The following is an 18,432-nucleotide window of genomic DNA, read 5'->3' as shown; positions in this document are numbered from 1 at the left end:
GACGCAGGGCGGGCGATCTGCTGCAAACCATCTGTGAGCCGTGTGACAGCGGGATGACAGGATGACCCTGTCAGGCGCCCCGTCAAGCTGCGCCATTGGTCGCACCGACCCGCGCTTGTCGGCCCACCGTCACGCGCCGCGCAGCAATTCCGCGGCCAGAGCGCGCGTCACCGGACGCCCCAAGCGCAACGCCTCGGTATCGAGCATTTCCACGGCCTGCCGCGCCGCGGCAAAAGAGCGTTCGATCCGGCTGGCGAGGAAGCTGACCACGGTTTCATCGATGCTCATCTGGCGGTCGGCACAGAATTTGACGATCAGCGCGCGAAACAGCTGGTCGTCCGGCGCCGTGAGCTGCACGACCGGCACGGCCCGCAACCGCGAGCGCAGGTCGCGCAATTCGATCGGCAGCGCGGCCGGCGCGATCCGCGCGGTAATCAGCACGTAGGCCTCGTCCTCGCGCGCCAGGTTCAGCAGATGAAACAGCGCGCGTTCGTCGAACGATCCGGCGTTGAGGTCCTCGACCACCAGCGCGCCGGTCGCCAGCGCGGCGGGCACATTGGCGGCGGTGAGCGCATGCGCCGTGGTCGAGCGAGCGCCGGATGTCTCCGCCCAAATCGCCGCCAGATGGCTCTTGCCAGAGCCCTCCGGCCCGACCAGCAGCATCACGCGGTTCGGCCAGTCCGGCCAGCGCTCGACCAGACCCAGCGCCTCGGCATTGGCCGGGCCTTCGAGGAAGTTGTCGCGCGACAGGCTTTCGGCATGGGGCAACGCGAAAGCCAGCTGACGAGGGGGGATTCGGGAGGCCACGCCGTCACTCCGTACCGGGACGAGCAGGCTCGATCGAGCTCATGTGACGCATCCACTCAACGAGATAAAACGACACAGACAAGAGCGTCAAAAATGTCACAAAACCCATTAAAATCAAATCGTAAGGTGACGATTCGAACCTAAATCCGAGGGACGCCAGAATCAATGCAGCGAACGCCACCTGGGCGACCGTGTTGAGTTTGGAGACCATCAGCGGCCGCATCGGCATCGGCTTGCCGAACAGCCAGGATACCAGCACCGCACTGACGATCATGATGTCGCGCGACACCACCAGAATCACGATCCAGCGTGGCACCGCCCCCCAGATGCCGAGCGCGACGTAGATCGACACCAGCAGCGCCTTGTCGGCCAGGGGGTCGAGCAGCGCTCCCAGTTCGCTGGCCATGTTGAACCGCTTGGCAAGAAAGCCATCGACGGCGTCCGAAATCCCCGCCACCACGAACAGCGCGAAGGCGATCTCCATCTGGCCGGAGGCGATCGCCCATACGATGACCGGCACCAGCAGGATGCGTCCGAGGGTGATGATGTTGGGGATACTCAACAGTTGCTTCCTGGTCGGTCGGGCTGCAATCCGGGCGATCGATGCCCTGGCCGGCTGAATGTGTACATAGTCCATACCGCTGTGGCTTGCGAGCATTGCGCGCGACTGGAATCCGACGTAACCAGCCGAAAATACGTCGCTTTGCTTAACGCCAGGAAACCGGCCATGACCGACCCGAAAAAAGGCCTCACCTATGCGGATGCGGGCGTCGACATCGATGCCGGCAACCGGCTGGTCGATCTGATCAAGCCGATGGTGCGCGCCACGGCGCGCGCCGGCGCGGATGCCGAGATCGGCGGTTTCGGCGGATTGTTCGACCTCAAGGCCGCCGGATTCACGGATCCGGTGCTGGTGGCGGCGACCGACGGCGTTGGTACCAAGGTCAAGATCGCCATCGAGTCCGGCTACCACCAGGGCATCGGCGTCGACCTCGTCGCGATGTCGGTCAACGACCTCGTCGTGCAGGGCGCCGAGCCGCTGTTCTTCCTCGACTACTTCGCCTGCGGCAAGCTCGACCCGGAAGCCGCGGCCATGATCGTCGCCGGGGTCGCCGAGGGTTGCCGCGAATCCGGCTGTGCGCTGATCGGCGGCGAGACCGCCGAGATGCCCGGCCTCTACAAGGATGGCGACTACGACCTCGCCGGCTTTGCCGTCGGCGCCGCCGAGCGCGGCACCCTGCTCCCGACCCGGGATATCGAGGCCGGCGACGTCGTGATCGGCATGGCCTCCTCCGGCGTGCACTCCAACGGCTTTTCGCTGGTGCGCAAGATCGTCGAGAAGACCGGGCTGGCCTGGACGGATCAGGCGCCGTTCCTGCCCTTCATGACGCTCGGCGCAGCCTTGCTGACCCCGACCCGGCTATACGTCAAATCCTGCCTGCGCGCGGTGCGCGAGACCGGCGGCGTCAAGGGCTTCGCGCACATCACCGGCGGCGGCTTTACCGACAACATCCCACGCGTGCTGCCGAAGGACCTCGGCGTCCGCATCGACCTCACCGCTCTGACGGTGCTGCCGGTGTTCAAATGGCTGGCGGCCGAGGGCAACATTGCCGAACTCGAACTGCTGCGCACCTTCAACTGCGGCGTCGGCATGATTGCCATCGTCAAACCCGACGCCGTCCCGCAGGTGCTGGAAACTCTCCGCGAGGGCGGCGAGACGGTCAGCGTGCTTGGCGAGGTGATCGCCGCTGATGGCGACGAGCGCGTGGTCTATGACGGCCATCTCGAACTGACGCAGTGAGCTGACATGCGCCGCGTCGCCATTCTGATTTCCGGCCGCGGCTCCAACATGACCGCGCTGATCGAGGCTGCCCGGGCCAACGGCTTCCCCGCCGAAATTGCGCTGGTAATCTCCAACAGGGTCGACGCCCCCGGCCTGGCTGCGGCCGCGCAAGCCGGCGTCGAAACGCTGGTGATCGAGAGCAAGCCGTTTGGCCGCGATCGCGCCGGCTTCGAGACCGTTCTGCAGAAAGCGCTCGACGACCACCGGATCGAGTTGATCTGCCTCGGCGGCTTCATGCGGCTGTTCACCGCGGATTTCGTGCAACGCTGGTACGGCCGGATGCTCAACATCCACCCGTCGCTGCTGCCCTCCTTCCCCGGCCTCGACCCGCATGGCCAGGCGCTGCGCGCCGGCGTCAGGATCTCCGGCGCCACCGTGCATTTCGTGATACCGGAAACCGATGCCGGCCCGATCGTGATGCAGGGCGCCGTCAGCGTCGCCGATGACGACACGGCCGACACGCTGGCCGCGCGCGTACTCGGCATCGAGCACAAGATCTACCCGCAGGCGCTGCGGCTGCTGGCGACCGACGCCATCCGCATCGACGGCGATATCTGCCGCGTGCGGGCCGGAGCCTCTACCGGCGACGACCTGATTTCACCGACTCTCACCTAGCAAGGAACCAAACCATGGCGGACGCCGATCTGGATGTCGTCATCCGGCAGATTGCCAAACAGCAGAACAAGACGGTGCTCGCTGCCGCCAAGAAGCGCCGCGACCATTTCGCAGCGCTGGCCGCGAAGGCCACCGATCCCGGGAAGAAAGAACGCTTCAAGCAACTGGCCAAGGACGCGCTGGAGCACGGCATGTTCGCTGCGAAGCGCCTGATGACGTCTGCCGACAATGCCGCCGACAGCTACGCGCGCGCGATGCGCTTGGCGATGGACGCGCCGATCGCCAAGGCGGTGGCGGCAAAGAAGGCGCCGGTCGCCAAGGCCCCGGCCAAGACGGCCGCGCCCGCCAAAAAGCCGGCAAAGAAGAGCGCTAAGAAGAAAGCCTGATCAGTAGGGTAGGCAAAGCCGCGGCGCGCAACGCGCGGCGCGGCGTGCCCACCGCCCGCGAGGGTGGGCACGGCGCATGTGCGCCTTTGCCCACCCTACACGAGTGCCTTAAGCGCTTACGCCGCGTGGCTGACCACTTCGTTGATCCGGCGGCGGCGCCACAGCGTGCCGACGCCCAGCACGATGAGCACGCCGAGCAGGCCGCAGGCGATCTCGCCGCCATGGCCGCCCGACGTGAAGCGGGTCGTCAGGCCGATCGCGGTCATTACGCTGTCGAGCCCCGCCCCGACCGAACCGTTGAAGATATGATGCACCCACGGCATCACCGCGGGATCGGAGGCGATCACTTCGCCTGCGACCCAACCGAGCAAGGCCGCGCCGAGCCAGACCAGCACCGGCAGCCGGGTCAGCAACGCCATGATCAGCGCCGCACCGGCGACGATCAGCGGCACGCTGATGGCGAGGCCGAGGATCAGGAGCGGCACGCTGCCATTGGCGGCGGCAGCCACCGCGATGACGTTGTCGAGGCTCATGACGATGTCGGCCACGACCACGATCTGCACGGCCGCCCACAGATTCGAAGCGGCGTGAACGCCGTCGTCCTCCTGCTTCTCCGGCACCAGCAGCTTGGCCGCGATGACGATCAGCGCGAGGCCGCCGATCAGCTTCAGATACGGCAGTTCCATCAAGGTGGCGACGATGCCGGTGAAGATGATGCGCAGGATGACAGCCGCAGCGGCGCCGAGGATCATGCCCCACATCCGCTGCTTCGGGGCCAGCCCGCGGCAGGCCAGCGCGATCACCAGCGCATTGTCGCCGGACAACAGAACGTTGATCCAGATGATCTTGCTGACGGCGAGCCAGAACGCGGGCTGCTGCATTTCGACCTGGAACTGAACAAAAACCGATTTGATCGTCTCTGGATCAAAAATATTCAGCAACCAGTCCACAGCACGCCCCCCTTTATGATTATTTTCCGGCCTGTACCGGCCATCGGATAGTGTCGGCTGCGGCGCGATTTCGCGCCGCAGCCGGAATCGGCGTTAGCCGACGATCTCGTTGCCGGAGAAAAACTGGGCGATCTCGATCGCCGCGGTTTCCACAGCGTCCGACCCGTGCACCGAGTTCTCGCCGATCGACTTGGCGTGCGCCTTGCGGATGGTGCCTTCGGCGGCCTTCGACGGGTCGGTGGCGCCCATCACGTCGCGGTGCTTGAGCACGGCGTTCTCGCCTTCCAGGACCTGCACGACCACCGGGCCGGAGATCATGAAATCGACCAGCTCGCCGAAGAACGGACGCGCGCTGTGCACGGCGTAGAAGGTCTCGGCCTGCTTGCGGGTCATCAGGATGCGCTTCTGGGCGACGATGCGCAGACCGGCCTTTTCGATGATGGCGTTGATCGCCCCGGTCAGGTTACGCTCGGTCGCGTCGGGCTTCAGAATCGAAAAGGTACGCTCGATCGCCATGATTTTATCCTTGAAAACTGCCGTGGGATGATGGCCGGGCTTATATCGACGCGCCGTCGATACGGCAAGCGATCCGACCGGAGGCCGAGCGATACCATCCCGGCTATGAAAGGCAGAAGGCCTTCATGGTTTTTTGACTCAAATGCGCTGCAATCGAGAAAACAGGAAACAATTGTCGGATACCGGACTTAACTTGGTAATTCAACTGCCACGAGCATGAAGTGGACGACTGATGCAAAAGCGAATCAATACCGCAGAGGAGTCGATCGACCGCCTGACCAGCGCCTCGATCTGTACGGCGATTGGCGAGCGGCTGCGTCGCAACCTGAGCACCGAGAACAGCCAATTACCCTTGCACCTGCAGGACCTGATTGACCAAATGCAGCGTCAGGACGACGAGAATGCCCCACCGGCGCGTTGATGCCGTTTTGTTGCGATCCGAGGCCTCATCGGGCACAATCATCTTGCCTTTGTGCGCTGCAGCGGTGACAACCCCGCATGCTTTCAATCACAGACATTTCGATCCGGATCGCCGGCCGCCTGCTCATTGACGAGGGGTCGGCGCAGATTACGCCCGGATCCCGGGTCGGTTTCGTGGGCCGCAACGGCGTCGGCAAGTCGACCCTGTTCCATGCCATTCGCGGCGACCTGCCGCTGGAAACCGGCAGCATTTCGATTCCGCCACGCTGGACCATCGGCAGCCTTGCCCAGGAAGCCCCGGACGGCCCGCCGAGCCTGATCTCGGTGGTGCTGAAGGCCGATCTGGAGCGCGCCGCGCTGCTCAAGGAAGCCGATACCGCCACCGATCCGCACCGGATCGCCGAAATCCAGACCCGCCTCGTCGACATCGACGCCCATTCCGCGCCATCGCGCGCCGCGGCCATCCTCAGCGGCCTCGGCTTCTCCACTGCGGATCAGGAGCGCTCCTGCTCGGAATTCTCCGGCGGCTGGCGGATGCGCGTGGCGCTGGCGGCAACGCTGTTCTCGGCACCGGACCTGTTGCTGCTCGACGAGCCAACCAACTATCTCGATCTCGAAGGCACGCTGTGGCTTGAGGACCATCTCGCCAACTACCCGCGTACCGTCATCGTCATCTCGCATGACCGCGACCTGCTCGACACCTCGGTCGACCAGATCCTGCATCTCGACCGCGGCAAGCTGGTGCATTATCGCGGCACCTACTCGGCCTACGAGGAATTCCGCGCCAACAAGGAAATGCTCGACGCCAAGAACGTCAAGCGCCAGGAGGCCGAGCGCGCCCGGCTGCAGTCGTTCGTCGACCGCTTCAAGGCGACCGCCTCCAAGGCCCGTCAGGCACAGAGCCGCGTGAAAATGCTGGAGCGGATGAAGCCGATCTCGGCGCTGGTCAACCAGGACGTCCGCGAGATCGTGTTTCCGGCGCCGGAAAAGATCCTGTCGCCGCCGATCCTCGCGGTCGACAACGTCTCGGTCGGCTACGACCCCGCGCATCCCGTGCTCAACCGCGTCACGCTGCGCATCGACACGACGGATCGCATCGCTTTGCTCGGCTCCAACGGCAACGGTAAATCCACGCTGGTGAAGCTGCTCGCCAACAAGCTCAAGCCGTTCTCCGGCGAGATCACGCGCGCCGAGAAGCTCTCGATCGCCTACTTTGCGCAGCATCAGCTCGACGAGCTGGTGATGGACGCCTCGCCCTACGACCACGTCCGCAAGCTGATGCCGGAGGCGCATGAGAGCAAGGTGCGCGCGCGGGTCGGCACGATCGGATTCTCCGGCAAGGCGGGCGACACGAAAGTCAGCAGCCTGTCCGGCGGCGAGAAGGCGCGCCTGCTGCTCGGGCTCGCGACCTTCTTCGGCCCCAACATGATCATTCTGGACGAGCCGACCAACCATCTCGATATCGACAGCCGCGCGGCACTCGCCGAAGCGATCAACGAATATCCCGGCGCCGTCATCATGGTCTCGCATGATCGCTATCTGATCGAGGCATGCGCCGACCAGTTGTGGATCGTCGCCGACAAGACCGTCACCAATTTCGACGGCGACCTCAACGACTACCGCCGCATCGTGATGCAGCAACGGGGCATGCGCGCCAGCCCGCGCGACCGCGCCGCCACGGCCGAAAAGGGCGTCGCCAAGGATAAGGGCGCGCCGAAGGTCAAGGAAAAGAAGCTGCCGCTGAAGCAGCGCGTCGCCGAAGCCGAGACCGAGATGGCCCGCATCACCGGCATCCTCGCCAAGATCGACCTGGCGCTGGCAACGCCCGGTCTGTTCAAGAAGGATCCCAAGCAGGCCGCGCAGCTTGGCAAGGCCCGCTCCGGCGCGGAAGCTGCCCTCGCCCGCGCCGAAGAAGCCTGGCTCGCGCTCAGCACGCAGTACGAGAACAGCTGATCCCGTGTCCCGGACGCGGTGCAGCGTGCAACGCTGCTCCGCAGATCCGGGATCATCCCAAACGCCGGCGCTTGCGAAGGCCCCGGATCAGCAGCGCACCCCGCCGCAAGATGCGGCGCAGTGCGCAGCATCCGGGGAACGAGAAACTTCGGCTCTTGTGAGTGTTACTTAGGTCGCCGCGCGCTTCTTCGCGGCCTTCGGCCGTGCGGTCCGCGGCTGCGGGGCGGCTTCCGGCCCGCGCTCGACCATCGTCAGGCGGCCGGCCGTAAAGGTGTAGATGCCGGCACGGTCGCCGCGGGAATAGGTCAGGATCGCGACGCGGTCGCCGCGTCCGTTGTTGGACAGCGCGACGCTGTCGGGCGCGCCGGCGCCGCGAACCACATCGCATTCATTATGCCCGAGCGCGACCACACCACTATAGGAAGGCGCAGCCGCCGTGCCGTCGGCCATGGCATCGGGTCCCGGCGCCATGCCGGGGCACGAACCGTCGGCGCCGACGAGGTCGGCCTGGGTGACGGGCTTGTCAGGGGTCAGCGGCGGGGTTTCGATCGAGACGTTCTTGATGAAGACGCGGCCCGGCTTGGAGAACCAATTGGCGTCCTTCGACAGCAGATCGGTCTGGAACATCTCACCGCCGACGCCGGCACAACCGGCCAGCAGGGGTCCGGCGCACACGAGGGCCAGCAACGAAATCCGATAACGCCTGTCCTGTCGCACGATCAGCTCATCCCTACCCGGCACGCCACGTAAGCTCCTGTAGCACCACTGCTTTGCGGCGCCACCATGACATCGGCCGGATTGTCCCGGCGAATGGTAGAATTATCGTAAATGGCCGGTAATAGCGAGCCGACCTAGTTCTTCTTCTGCCAGCGGCCGCGCTCGTCGGTCTGCCAGTAGGTGGCGGCAAAGCCCCTCGCCTTGCAGTCGGTCCAGGCGGCACGCGCCGCAGCCAGAGCCTCGCCATCGTCGCCGTTGAACACCAGCACCATGCGCTCATAGCTCTCGCCATCCGCCGGGATCGCGGCGTTGTCGACAAGGAAGCGGACCTGCGCGCCGTTCGGATTGTCGGCGCCGATCGACAGCAGGATCGGCTGCTCGGCGGCATCTGCCGCAAGCCAGGTGGCATGCGGCAGGAACGAATCCTCGGTGTAGGTCCACAGATGCGCGTCGAGCGCCTCCGCCCGCTCTTCCGAAGTCGACTGCACGACGACCCGCCAGCCGCGCGCGAGAGACTTCTCGAGCAGCGGCGGCAGCACCTCTTCCAGCGACTTGTTCTGCAGGTGATAGAACAGGACCTCGGTCATGCCGCGGCCTCCTCCACCCGACTACTTCTTCGCCTCGTAATAGTCCGACACCAGCCGGTCGAGCAGACGCACGCCGTAGCCCGAGCCCCAGCTCTGGTTGATCTCGGTCTTCGGCGCGCCCATTGCGGTGCCGGCGATATCGAGATGCGCCCACGGCGTATCGCCGACGAAACGCTGCAGGAACTGCGCCGCGGTGATCGAGCCGCCATTGCGCGCGCCGGCGTTCTTCATGTCGGCAAACTGCGAGTCCATCATCTTGTCGTATTCCGGACCCATCGGCAGCCGCCACACCTTCTCGCCGGTCGACTGGCCGACCGCGTAGAGCCGTTCCGACAATTCGTCGTTGTTGGAGAAGAGCCCGGCATGCTCGGTGCCGAGCGCGACCAGGATGGCGCCGGTCAGCGTTGCCAGATCGACCATGAATTTCGGCTTGAACTTCTCTTTGACGTACCAGAGCACGTCGGCCAGCACGAGGCGGCCTTCGGCGTCGGTGTTGATGATCTCGATGGTCTGACCGGACATCGAGGTGACGATGTCGCCGGGACGCTGCGCGTTGCCGTCCGGCATGTTCTCGACGATGCCGATCGCGCCGACCACGTTGCACTTCGCCTTGCGGCCGGCCAGCGCATGCATCAGGCCGACGACGCAGGCCGCGCCGCCCATGTCGCCCTTCATGTCTTCCATTGAGCCCGACGGCTTGATCGAAATGCCGCCGGTGTCGAAGGTGACGCCCTTGCCGATGAAGGCGACCGGCTGCTCGCCCTTCTTGCCGCCGTTCCAGCGCATGATCACCATGCGGCCGGGCTGCGTCGAGCCCTGCGACACACCGAGCAGCGCGCCCATGCCGAGCTTCTCCATCGCCTTGATGTCGAGCACCTCGACGGCCACGCCGAGCTTCTTCAGTTCGGAAGCGCGGCGGGCGAACTCGACCGGAAACAGCACGTTCGGCGGCTCATTGACGAGGTTGCGTGCCAGAATCACGCCCTCGACGACATTTTCGTCGGCCGCAAACGCCTTCTTGGCGGCGGCGACGTCGCTGACCGCGATCGACACCGCGACGTCGGTCGCCTTGTCGTCGTCATCCTTCTTCTTGGTCTTGTAGCGATCGAAGGCGTAAGCCCGCAGCAACACGCCGGAGGCGAGCGAGGCCGCCTGCTCCGCGCTCATCGCGCCCGACGGCAGTTCGGCCATCACGGTGACGGCTTCGGCGCCGCGCATCTTGCCGGCCAGCACGCCGCCGAACTTCAGCACGTCGGTTTCCTTGATGGCGTCGGCCTTGCCGGTGCCGATCACGATCAGCCGGCCGGCCTTGAGGCCTTCCGGAGCCAGGATATCGAGCGTCGAGGCGCTCTTGCCCTTGAAATTCGAGGACGCAGCGGCGCGCTTGACGACCGCGGCGGTATCGCCGAGGCCCTTCAGGGTGGCGGCGCCGAACTTCAGCGCGTCGTCGCAGAACACCACCAGAATGCCGCGCGCGGCAGCGGAAAATGGCACGAAGCCGACCTTGACGGTGTCGGGCATGGGAAATCCTCCAAAAGTCTGGGCTGTCGCAGAGGTCGGCGCGAGAATCCGGTCGGTGCGGCGGGGTCATCTGTTTTGTTGTCGCCACAGCGCGAGCCGTCAAGGCCGTTCGGCGACCCGACCTGTTGGATTGATCTTTTTTCGCGGGGACGACGTTGAGGGTCCGCGCGCCGCGCGAGGTAAGAGATTGCGGCTGCCGCCGGAACAAGCAGGGGCCCGTCCATCTCCGTGTCCCGCCCGCCACAGAAACACATTATTAACCGTATCCTCGCCCGGGCCACCGCACGGCCATTTTGTTGACCAATCAAAGAGATGGTAAGGGTGAATGTAATTGGGCCTGAAGCGGCCGCGTGACCCTGGGGGGTCTCCTTGAACGGGGATTGGGACGCGCGGATCACTTGCAGGTCAGCGACGGGGAACGCTCGGACCGATGGGGTCTATCGACAAATACATCTTCCGCACGACGCTGGCGTCGTTTGCGCTGGTTCTGGTCAGCCTGACGGGCGTGATCTGGATCACGCAGGCGTTGCGCGGGATCGATCTGATGACGAGCCAGGGCCAGACCATTCTGACCTTCCTCGGCGTCACAAGCCTGGCTATTCCCGTGCTGGTGCTGGTGATCGCGCCGATCGCCCTGATGATCGCGATCTCCCACACCCTGACCAAGCTCGCCACCGACTCAGAGATCATCGTGATGAACGCCGCCGGCCTGTCGCCGATCCGGCTGTTCCGGCCGTTTCTGTTCGCCACCATCGTGGTGGCGGTGCTGGTGGCCTTCATCGGCTCCTACCTCGCGCCCGACGGCATGCGCCGGCTGAAACGCTGGGACGCCGAGATCACCGCCGACGTGCTGTCCAACATCCTGCAACCCGGCCGCTTCGCGCAGCTCGACCAGAACCTGACGATCCGGATCCGCGAGCGTCAGCCCGGCGGGCTCCTGGTCGGCATTTTCGTCGATGACCGCCGCGACCCCAAGGAACGCGACACCATCATCGCCGACCACGGCACCGTCATCAAGAATGGCGATGGCTCTTACCTGATCCTCGAGGACGGCAATCTGCAGCGCTTCGAAATCGGCAAGAAGGACCCGACGATGGTGGCGTTCGGCCGCTACGCCTTCGACATGTCGAAATTCTCCAACCGCAGCAAGGACGTGAGCTACGGCATTCGTGAACGCTATCTGTGGGAACTGATGTCCCCACCCCCGGGCGATCCGGTCTATGCGCAGATGCCCGGCCAGTTCAACGCCGAACTGCACGACCGCTTCCTGTCGCCGATCTACCCGTTCGCCTTCGCCTGCCTCACTTTTGCGTTCTTGGGATCGCCGCGCACCACGCGGCAGAGCCGCAATTTCTCGATGGGCTGCGCGATCGGCGCCGTGTTTGCGATCCGGCTCGCCGGCTTCGCGCTGTCGGTGATGGCGGCCAAAACGTCTTCCGCGGCACTGGTTCAATATCTGATGCTGGCCACAGCGATCGGCGCCAGCGTCTGGATCATCGTCAGCGGCGTCGTGATCGAGCCACCCGCCGGGCTGATGGAGGCGATCAACCGCTCCAACGCGCGGCTGCTGCGCTGGTCGCGACTGGGTCGGCGGCCCGTCGCGACATGAGCATGATCACCAACACCATCGGGCGATATTTCGCCGGCCGCTTCCTGGTCGCCGCAGTCGGCGTGTTCCTCAGCATTTTCATGCTGCTGGTGCTGGTCGATTATATCGAGATGGTGCGGCGAACCTCGGGGCTGGCTTCGGTGTCCGCCCTCACGGTGGCGCTGACCTCGCTCTACCGGGTGCCGCAGCTGCTCGAAAAGATGATGCCGTTCTGCATCCTGATCGGCGCCATGACCTGCTACCTCGCGCTATCGCGGCGGCTCGAACTGGTGGTGGCGCGCGCTGCCGGCGTCTCCGCCTGGCAGTTCATCTCGCCGGCTTTGTTCGCGGCGCTGGTGCTGGGGGCGCTGGCGACCGTGGCCTACAATCCGATGTCGGCCAATTTGCGCGAATTGTCGAAGCGCATGGAAGCACAGATGTTCGGCGACACGCCGGGTGGCGGCGTGCAGGACGCCAACGGGTTCTGGATCAACCAGGTCAACAGCGAGGGCCAGGCCATCATCAATGCCGCGCGCTCCGAACAGCAGGGCATTCTGCTCACCGGGCTGACCGTGTTCCGCTTCGCGCCCGATTACGCCTTCCTGGAGCGCATCGAGGCCCGCGAGGCAACGCTGGAGCCCGGCCGCTGGCTGTTCAAGGGCGTGCGGCGCTTTACCCTCGATTCGCAGGCGGTCGAGCAGGACAGCATGTACCTGGCGACGTCGCTGACCCCGCTGCAGGTGCGAAATAGTTTTTCGACCCCCGAAACCGTGTCATTTTGGCAACTTCCTTCGTATATCAAATCGTCGGAGAGTTCGGGATTCGCAACCGCAGGTTATCGTCTGCAGTATCACAAACTCATCGCACAGCCGTTTTTGCTGGTCGCGATGGTGTTGCTGGCGGCGTCGGTGAGCCTGCGGTTCTTCCGCATGGGCGGTGTCCAGAAGATGGTTTTGAGTGGCGTGGGCGCAGGCTTTCTGCTCTACGTTTTGTCGAAGGTGACTGAAGATTTGAGCAAGGCCGAGTTGATGCATCCGATAGCCGCCGCGTGGCTGCCCGTTACCGTGGGCGGCCTCACCGGCTTTTTAGCCTTGTTGTACCTGGAGGACGGTTAGTTGACCGTTGTCACCCCCACCCCAGGTCAGGCGTATCCCGGTTCGCGCACCTCTGCGCGCGGCCGGCGCTCGCGCACGCCTGCCCTGCTCGCCTCTATTTTCACAAGCTGGGCCCTGCTCGCCGCCCTCGATGCGGCAGACGCGCCGGCTTCGGCGCAGGGTTTCACCTTCAACCGGCCGCACACAAGGCCGAAGCCCGCCCCCGTCGCCCAGACCGGGCAGATGCTGGTGCAGGCTGTCGAGGTCGATTACGACTACAACAATTCCCGGATCTCCGCGGTCGGTTCCGTGCAGATGTTTTACAATGGTACCACGGTCGAGGCCGACCGGGTGGTCTACGACCAGAAGTCCAAGCGTCTGCACGCCGAAGGCAACGTCCGCATGACGGATGCCGAAGGCAAGATCACCTACGCCAACCTGCTCGACCTCAGCGACGATTACCGCGACGGTTTCGTCGATTCGCTGCGCGTCGACACGGCCGACGCCACCCGCATGGCCGCGACCCGCGCCGAGCGCACCGCCGGCAACTACACCGTGTTCCAGAACGGCGTCTACACCGCCTGCGCGGCGTGCAAGGACGATCCCAAGAAGCCGCCGCTCTGGCAGGTCAAGGGCGCCCGCATCATCCACGACCAGACCGAGAAGATGATGTATTTCGAGGACGCGCGCCTCGAATTCTTCGGCTATCCGCTGGCCTACATGCCGTATTTCTCGACGCCCGACCCGACCGTGAAGCGCAAGACCGGCTTCCTGATGCCCAGCTACACCAGCACGACGGCCAACGGCATCGGCATCGAGTCGCCGTTCTACTGGGCGATCGCGCCGGACTATGATGCGACGATTTCGCCGCGCTACACCACCAGGCAGGGTCTGCTGGTGCAGGGCGAGTTCCGGCAGCGTCTGATGGACGGCGCCTATTCGATCCGCGCCTACGGCATCAACCAGCAGGAACCCAAGGCATATGCCGGCCAGCCCGGCGAAAAGGATTTCCGCGGCGGCGTCGAGTCCAAGGGCCAGTTCGCGATCAACGACAAGTGGATCTGGGGCTGGGACGCGGTCGCGCTGAGCGACTACACCTTCCTGCAGGATTACCGGCTGTCGCTGTACAAGGATCCCTACGCGTCCTTCCTGAACCTGCCGACCGAAGCGATTTCGCAGCTCTATCTCACCGGCGTCGGCAATCGCAGCTTCTTCGATGCGCGCACGATCTATTATCTGAGCTATTCCGGCGGACAGAGCCAGGTTCCGGTGGTGCTGCCGGTGATCGACTATGCCAATGTCATCAATCACAACATCCTCGGCGGCGAGTTCAGCTACAAGACCAACTTCACCAGCCTGACTCGTGACGGAGCCGATTTTAACGCGATTAATTCAACTGTTAATCCGACTACCAGCATTAGTGCCGGCCTTAACCCATGCAGCTTGAATTCAGCAGACGTGGCTCTGCGAACACCGGCGAATTGTCTGCTGCGCGGCACCCCCGGCACCTATACCCGGCTGTCCGCAGAGGCCGAATGGCGTCGGTCCTACACCGACTCGTTCGGACAGATTTTCACGCCGTTCGCCATCATTCGCGCCGACGCTATCAACGCGTCGATCTCCAACCAGCCGGGCGTGTCCAATTTCATCCAGACCGGCGACACCCAAGCCCTGCGGGTGATGCCGACAATCGGCATGGAGTACCGCTATCCCTTCATCAACGTGCAGCCCTGGGGCACCACGACGATCGAGCCGATCGCACAGGTCATCATCCGTCCCAACGAGACCTATGCCGGCAAGATGCCGAACGAAGATGCGCAGAGCCTGAATTTCGACGCCTCGAACCTGTTCAGCGTCAACAAGTTCTCCGGCTATGACCGCGTCGAGGGCGGCGGCCGGGCCAATGTCGGCGTCCAGGCGACCACCCAATTCGACCGCGGCGGCTCCGTCAACGTGTTGTTCGGCCAGTCCTACCAACTCTACGGCCTGAACTCCTACGCCGTGAAGGACGTTACCAATACCGGCGTCAATTCGGGACTGGAAACCACGCGCTCCGATTACGTCGCCCGGGTGAACTATTCGCCGAACCGCACCTACACCTTCTCGACCCGCGCCCGCATCGACGAGCAAACCATGAACATCCAGCGCTTTGAGGCCGAAGGCCGCGCCTCGTTCGACCGCTGGTCGGTCAGCCTGATGTATGGCAATTATGCGCCGCAGGCGGATCTGGGTTACCTGACCCGCCGCGAAGGCATTCTTGGCACCGCCTCGATCAAGCTGGCCTCGAACTGGGTGGCGACCGGCGGCGCCCGCTGGGATCTCGAAGAGAACAAAATCAACTCTTACACGATGGGCGTCGGCTATGTGGACGACTGTTTCGTGCTCGCTGTAAACTATGTGACGTCCTACAGCTACACCCAGAACCTGTCGACGCCGCCGGTGCTGAACCAGACCGTGATGCTGCAGCTCGGGCTGCGTACGCTCGGCAGTTCGACAGGCGGCAGCGGCAGCGGCGGCATTACCCAGTAACGCCGGTCCGCCGCGAATTCTCCGTTTTTTGCGCGCAAAGGCGGACCCGGTTCGCGATGATTGACACGGCGGTTTGACATGACTTCCACGATGACCCGGCGCCTTTCGAATGCCGTGATGGCTGCGACGCTGCTGCTGCTCTGCGGCACCGCGCCGCTGCTCGCCCAATCCGTCGCCGTTATGGTCAATGGCGAGGCGATCACCAATTTCGACATCGATCAGCGCACCAAACTGAGCGGACTGTCGGGCCAGCAGGTCAACCGCCAGGCCGTGATCGAGGAACTGATCAACGAGAAGGTCAAGATCAAGGAAGGCAAGAAATTCAGCGTCGATCCCGGCGCCTCCGAGGTCGAAGGCGCCTTCGCCGGCATGAGTTCGCGGATGCGGATGTCGTCGGACCAGCTGGTGGCGCAGCTCGCCACCAAGGGCATCCGGCCGGACACGCTGAAGAGCCGCCTGAAAGCCGACATGGTCTGGAACGCGCTGGTCCGCGGCCGTTTCAAGCAGAGCCTGCAGGTCAGCGAGAAAGAGGTCGATGCGCTGGTGTCGGGCACCGGCGGCGCACCCGAAGCCGAGGCGTTCGAATATCAGATGCGCCCGGTGGTGCTGGTGGTGCCGCGAGGCGCCGGTGGCGGAGCAGCAGAGTCCCGTAGCAAGGAAGCCGAAGGGCTGCGCGCCCGCATCCAGAGCTGCGACGAGGCCAACCGGACCTTCAAGTCGATGCAGAACGCCACCATCCGCGACACCGTCATCAAGACCTCTGCCGACCTGCCGCCGACCTTGCGCGAACTGCTCGACAAGACCCCGATCGGCCACCTGACGCCGCCGGAAGTCACCCGCCAGGGCGTCGAGATGGTGGCGCTGTGCTCGCGCAAGCCGACCAAGGTCGACACGCCGAAGAAGCGCGAAGTCCGCGACAAGATGTTTGCCGAGAAGTTCGAGGCCAAATCGAAGGCGTATCTACAGGAAGTCCGCAAGGGCTCGATGATCGAGTATCGCCAGCAATAATCGGCTCCGGCCGCGACCGGCTGAAGGGCCACCATGGCAACACCTCTTGCGCTCACGCTCGGCGAACCGGCTGGCATCGGCCCGGACGTCGCCATCGCAGCCTGGCTGCGCCGCCATGAGCTGGATCTTCCGCCGTTCTATCTGCTCGGCGATCCCGCCTGCATCCGGGCACGGGCGCAGTTGCTCGGCGTCGAGGTCCCGATCGCCGACGCCACGCCCGGCACCGCCGCCACCAGCTTCGCTGATGCGTTTCCAATCGTCCCCACCGGCCACGCCGTCACCGCGCAGCCGGGCCGACCGGATGCCTCCAGCGCGCCTGCCGCGATCGGCTCGATCCGCCAGGCCGTCGCCGACGTCGAGGCAGGACGCGCATCTGCCGTGGTCACCAACCCGATCGCCAAAAACGTGCTGTACCGCGCCGGCTTCCAGCATCCGGGCCACACCGAATTTCTCGCCGAACTGGCCATGCGCGACGGCCGCGTGCCGATGCCGGTCATGCTGTTGTGGTCGCCGACGCTGGCGGTGGTGCCGGTGACGATCCACGTCTCGCTGCGCGACGCCATCGAGCAGCTCACCAGCCACCTGATCACCGCGACCGCGCGCATCGTCGCCGCCGATCTGAAGTCGCGCTTCGGCATCCGCCGCCCGCGCCTCGCCATCTCCGGTCTCAACCCGCATGCCGGCGAGGACGGCACGATGGGCGACGAGGAGCAGACCATCATCCAGCACGCCATCACCGTGCTGCAGAACGAGGGCATCGACGTCACCGGCCCGCTGCCGGCCGACACCATGTTCCATCCGGCGGCGCGCGCGAAGTACGATTGCGCGATCTGCATGTATCACGACCAGGCGCTGATCCCGATCAAGACCATCGCCTTCGACGACGGCGTAAACGTCACGCTCGGCCTGCCCTTCATCCGCACCTCGCCCGACCACGGCACCGCCTTCGGCATTGCCGGCACCGGCACCGCCAATCCGTCGAGCCTGATCGCGGCCTTGAAGCTGGCTGCGCGGATGGCCGCGACGCAGCCATCATGAGCGCCATCGACGACCTGCCGCCGCTGCGCGACGTCATCGCGACATTCGACCTGTCGGCGCGCAAATCGCTCGGCCAGAATTTTCTGCTCGACCTCAACCTCACCGCCAAGATCGCCCGCGCCGCCGGTCCGCTCGAAGGCGCCACGATCATCGAGATCGGCCCCGGTCCGGGCGGCCTGACCCGCGCGCTGCTGGCGCTGGGCGCAGCCCGCGTCATCGCGGTGGAACGCGACGAGCGCGCGCTCGGGCCGTTGCAGCAGATCGCGGCGCATTATCCGGGCCGGCTCGAGATCGTGCTGGCCGACGCGTTAACCTTCGACCCGCGCCCGCTGCTCGGCGGCAGCCGCGCGAAAATCGTCGCCAACCTACCCTACAATATCGCCACGCCCCTGCTGATCGACTGGCTATGCGCCGAACCATGGCCGCCGTGGTACGACATGATGGTCCTGATGTTCCAGCGCGAGGTCGCCGAGCGCATTGTCGCGACCGAGGACGACGAGGCCTATGGCCGGCTCGGCGTGCTGTCCAACTGGCGCGCCGAGACTCGCATCCTGTTCGACATTCCGCCGACCGCCTTCGTGCCGGCGCCGAAGGTGACCTCGTCGGTAGTCCGCTTCGTGCCGCGCGCCGCGCCCGACCCCTGCGAGCGAAAGATGCTCGAACAGGTCGCCGCCGCCGCCTTCGGCCAACGTCGCAAGATGCTGCGGCAAAGCCTCAAGGCGCTGGGCGTCGATCCCGAACGCCTCGCCGCCGCGGCCGGCGTCGAAGCCACCCGGCGCGCGGAGACCGTTCCGGTGTCCGGCTTTGTTGCCATGGCGCGCGAACTGGCGGATATACGAAGGACAAAAAACAGCCCGTAG

The 18,432-nt window shown here is 64.9% G+C and carries 18 protein-coding genes; 11 read left to right on the top strand and 7 right to left on the bottom strand.

Annotated elements, in window-relative coordinates; translation table 11 throughout:
* Window positions 1-129: 129 nt before the first annotated feature.
* Together FNL56_RS14950 and FNL56_RS14945 are read right to left on the bottom strand one after the other, a co-directional pair.
* Window positions 130-807 carry a DnaA ATPase domain-containing protein gene (locus tag FNL56_RS14950; RefSeq protein ID WP_143573610.1) on the bottom strand — a complete coding sequence of 226 codons (678 nt, stop codon included), beginning with the start codon at window positions 805-807 and terminating at the stop codon, window positions 130-132.
* 4 nt (window positions 808-811) lie between these two features.
* Complete coding sequence (locus tag FNL56_RS14945) at window positions 812-1,369, bottom strand: CDP-alcohol phosphatidyltransferase family protein (RefSeq protein ID WP_143573608.1); 558 nt, start codon at window positions 1,367-1,369, stop codon at window positions 812-814.
* Window positions 1,370-1,534: 165 nt separating this feature from the next.
* On the opposite strand from FNL56_RS14945, the gene purM reads away from it, so the two are divergent.
* From purM to FNL56_RS14930, 3 genes are read left to right on the top strand one after another with little or no spacing between them, the layout of a single operon-like run.
* Window positions 1,535-2,608, top strand: a complete 1,074-nt coding sequence (purM, locus tag FNL56_RS14940; RefSeq protein WP_143573606.1) for a phosphoribosylformylglycinamidine cyclo-ligase — start codon at window positions 1,535-1,537, stop codon at window positions 2,606-2,608.
* 6 nt (window positions 2,609-2,614) lie between these two features.
* The gene (purN, locus tag FNL56_RS14935; protein ID WP_143573604.1) at window positions 2,615-3,265 is read left to right on the top strand and encodes a phosphoribosylglycinamide formyltransferase; all 651 of its coding nucleotides are present in this window, start codon (window positions 2,615-2,617) and stop codon (window positions 3,263-3,265) included.
* Between the two features lie 14 nt (window positions 3,266-3,279).
* Entirely contained in the window at window positions 3,280-3,651 is a 372-nt protein-coding gene (locus tag FNL56_RS14930) for a hypothetical protein (RefSeq protein WP_143573603.1), read from the top strand.
* A gap of 116 nt (window positions 3,652-3,767) precedes the next feature.
* On the opposite strand, the gene FNL56_RS14925 is transcribed toward FNL56_RS14930, so the two are convergent.
* Window positions 3,768-4,601: a TerC family protein gene (locus FNL56_RS14925; protein ID WP_143573601.1), complete on the bottom strand. Its 834-nt coding sequence runs from the start codon at window positions 4,599-4,601 to the stop codon at window positions 3,768-3,770.
* Between the two features lie 93 nt (window positions 4,602-4,694).
* Window positions 4,695-5,117, bottom strand: a complete 423-nt coding sequence (ndk, locus tag FNL56_RS14920; protein WP_143573599.1) for a nucleoside-diphosphate kinase — start codon at window positions 5,115-5,117, stop codon at window positions 4,695-4,697.
* A 232-nt stretch (window positions 5,118-5,349) separates the two neighbouring features.
* Here ndk and FNL56_RS14915 point away from each other — a divergent pair, with 232 nt between their 5' ends.
* On the top strand, window positions 5,350-5,538 hold the full coding sequence (locus tag FNL56_RS14915; protein WP_143573597.1) for a hypothetical protein: 189 nt from the start codon (window positions 5,350-5,352) through the stop codon (window positions 5,536-5,538).
* 77 nt (window positions 5,539-5,615) lie between these two features.
* A complete protein-coding gene (locus FNL56_RS14910; protein WP_143573595.1) occupies window positions 5,616-7,490 on the top strand; it encodes an ABC-F family ATP-binding cassette domain-containing protein in 1,875 nt (624 codons plus the stop codon).
* 168 nt (window positions 7,491-7,658) lie between these two features.
* On the opposite strand, the gene FNL56_RS14905 is transcribed toward FNL56_RS14910, so the two are convergent.
* The 3 genes from FNL56_RS14905 to FNL56_RS14895 form a co-directional block, all read right to left on the bottom strand.
* Window positions 7,659-8,117 (bottom strand): hypothetical protein, encoded by a 459-nt coding sequence (locus FNL56_RS14905; RefSeq protein WP_246660999.1) that lies wholly within the window; start codon window positions 8,115-8,117, stop codon window positions 7,659-7,661.
* A 224-nt stretch (window positions 8,118-8,341) separates the two neighbouring features.
* The gene (locus FNL56_RS14900) at window positions 8,342-8,794 is read right to left on the bottom strand and encodes a DNA polymerase III subunit chi (RefSeq protein WP_143573592.1); all 453 of its coding nucleotides are present in this window, start codon (window positions 8,792-8,794) and stop codon (window positions 8,342-8,344) included.
* 21 nt (window positions 8,795-8,815) lie between these two features.
* On the bottom strand, window positions 8,816-10,315 hold the full coding sequence (locus FNL56_RS14895; protein WP_143573590.1) for a leucyl aminopeptidase: 1,500 nt from the start codon (window positions 10,313-10,315) through the stop codon (window positions 8,816-8,818).
* A 430-nt stretch (window positions 10,316-10,745) separates the two neighbouring features.
* Here FNL56_RS14895 and lptF point away from each other — a divergent pair, with 430 nt between their 5' ends.
* The 6 genes from lptF to rsmA all read left to right on the top strand — a co-directional run bounded on the left by lptF (window position 10,746) and on the right by rsmA (window position 18,432).
* Complete coding sequence (gene lptF / locus FNL56_RS14890) at window positions 10,746-11,924, top strand: LPS export ABC transporter permease LptF (RefSeq protein WP_143573588.1); 1,179 nt, start codon at window positions 10,746-10,748, stop codon at window positions 11,922-11,924.
* Window positions 11,921-13,018 carry an LPS export ABC transporter permease LptG gene (gene lptG / locus FNL56_RS14885; protein WP_143573586.1) on the top strand — a complete coding sequence of 366 codons (1,098 nt, stop codon included), beginning with the start codon at window positions 11,921-11,923 and terminating at the stop codon, window positions 13,016-13,018. Before lptF ends, lptG begins: the two co-directional genes overlap by 4 nt.
* Window positions 13,019-13,102: 84 nt before the next feature.
* A complete protein-coding gene (locus tag FNL56_RS14880; RefSeq protein WP_246660998.1) occupies window positions 13,103-15,526 on the top strand; it encodes an LPS-assembly protein LptD in 2,424 nt (807 codons plus the stop codon).
* Window positions 15,527-15,616: 90 nt separating this feature from the next.
* Entirely contained in the window at window positions 15,617-16,534 is a 918-nt protein-coding gene (locus tag FNL56_RS14875; RefSeq protein ID WP_246660664.1) for a peptidylprolyl isomerase, read from the top strand.
* A 33-nt stretch (window positions 16,535-16,567) separates the two neighbouring features.
* On the top strand, window positions 16,568-17,572 hold the full coding sequence (gene pdxA / locus FNL56_RS14870) for a 4-hydroxythreonine-4-phosphate dehydrogenase PdxA (protein WP_143573581.1): 1,005 nt from the start codon (window positions 16,568-16,570) through the stop codon (window positions 17,570-17,572).
* Window positions 17,569-18,432, top strand: a complete 864-nt coding sequence (gene rsmA / locus FNL56_RS14865; protein WP_143573579.1) for a 16S rRNA (adenine(1518)-N(6)/adenine(1519)-N(6))-dimethyltransferase RsmA — start codon at window positions 17,569-17,571, stop codon at window positions 18,430-18,432. Before pdxA ends, rsmA begins: the two co-directional genes overlap by 4 nt.

It is taken from the genome of Tardiphaga sp. vice304, assembly GCF_007018905.1.
GTDB lineage: Bacteria > Pseudomonadota > Alphaproteobacteria > Rhizobiales > Xanthobacteraceae > Tardiphaga.
This window is presented reverse-complemented; position numbering and strand designations above follow the sequence as displayed.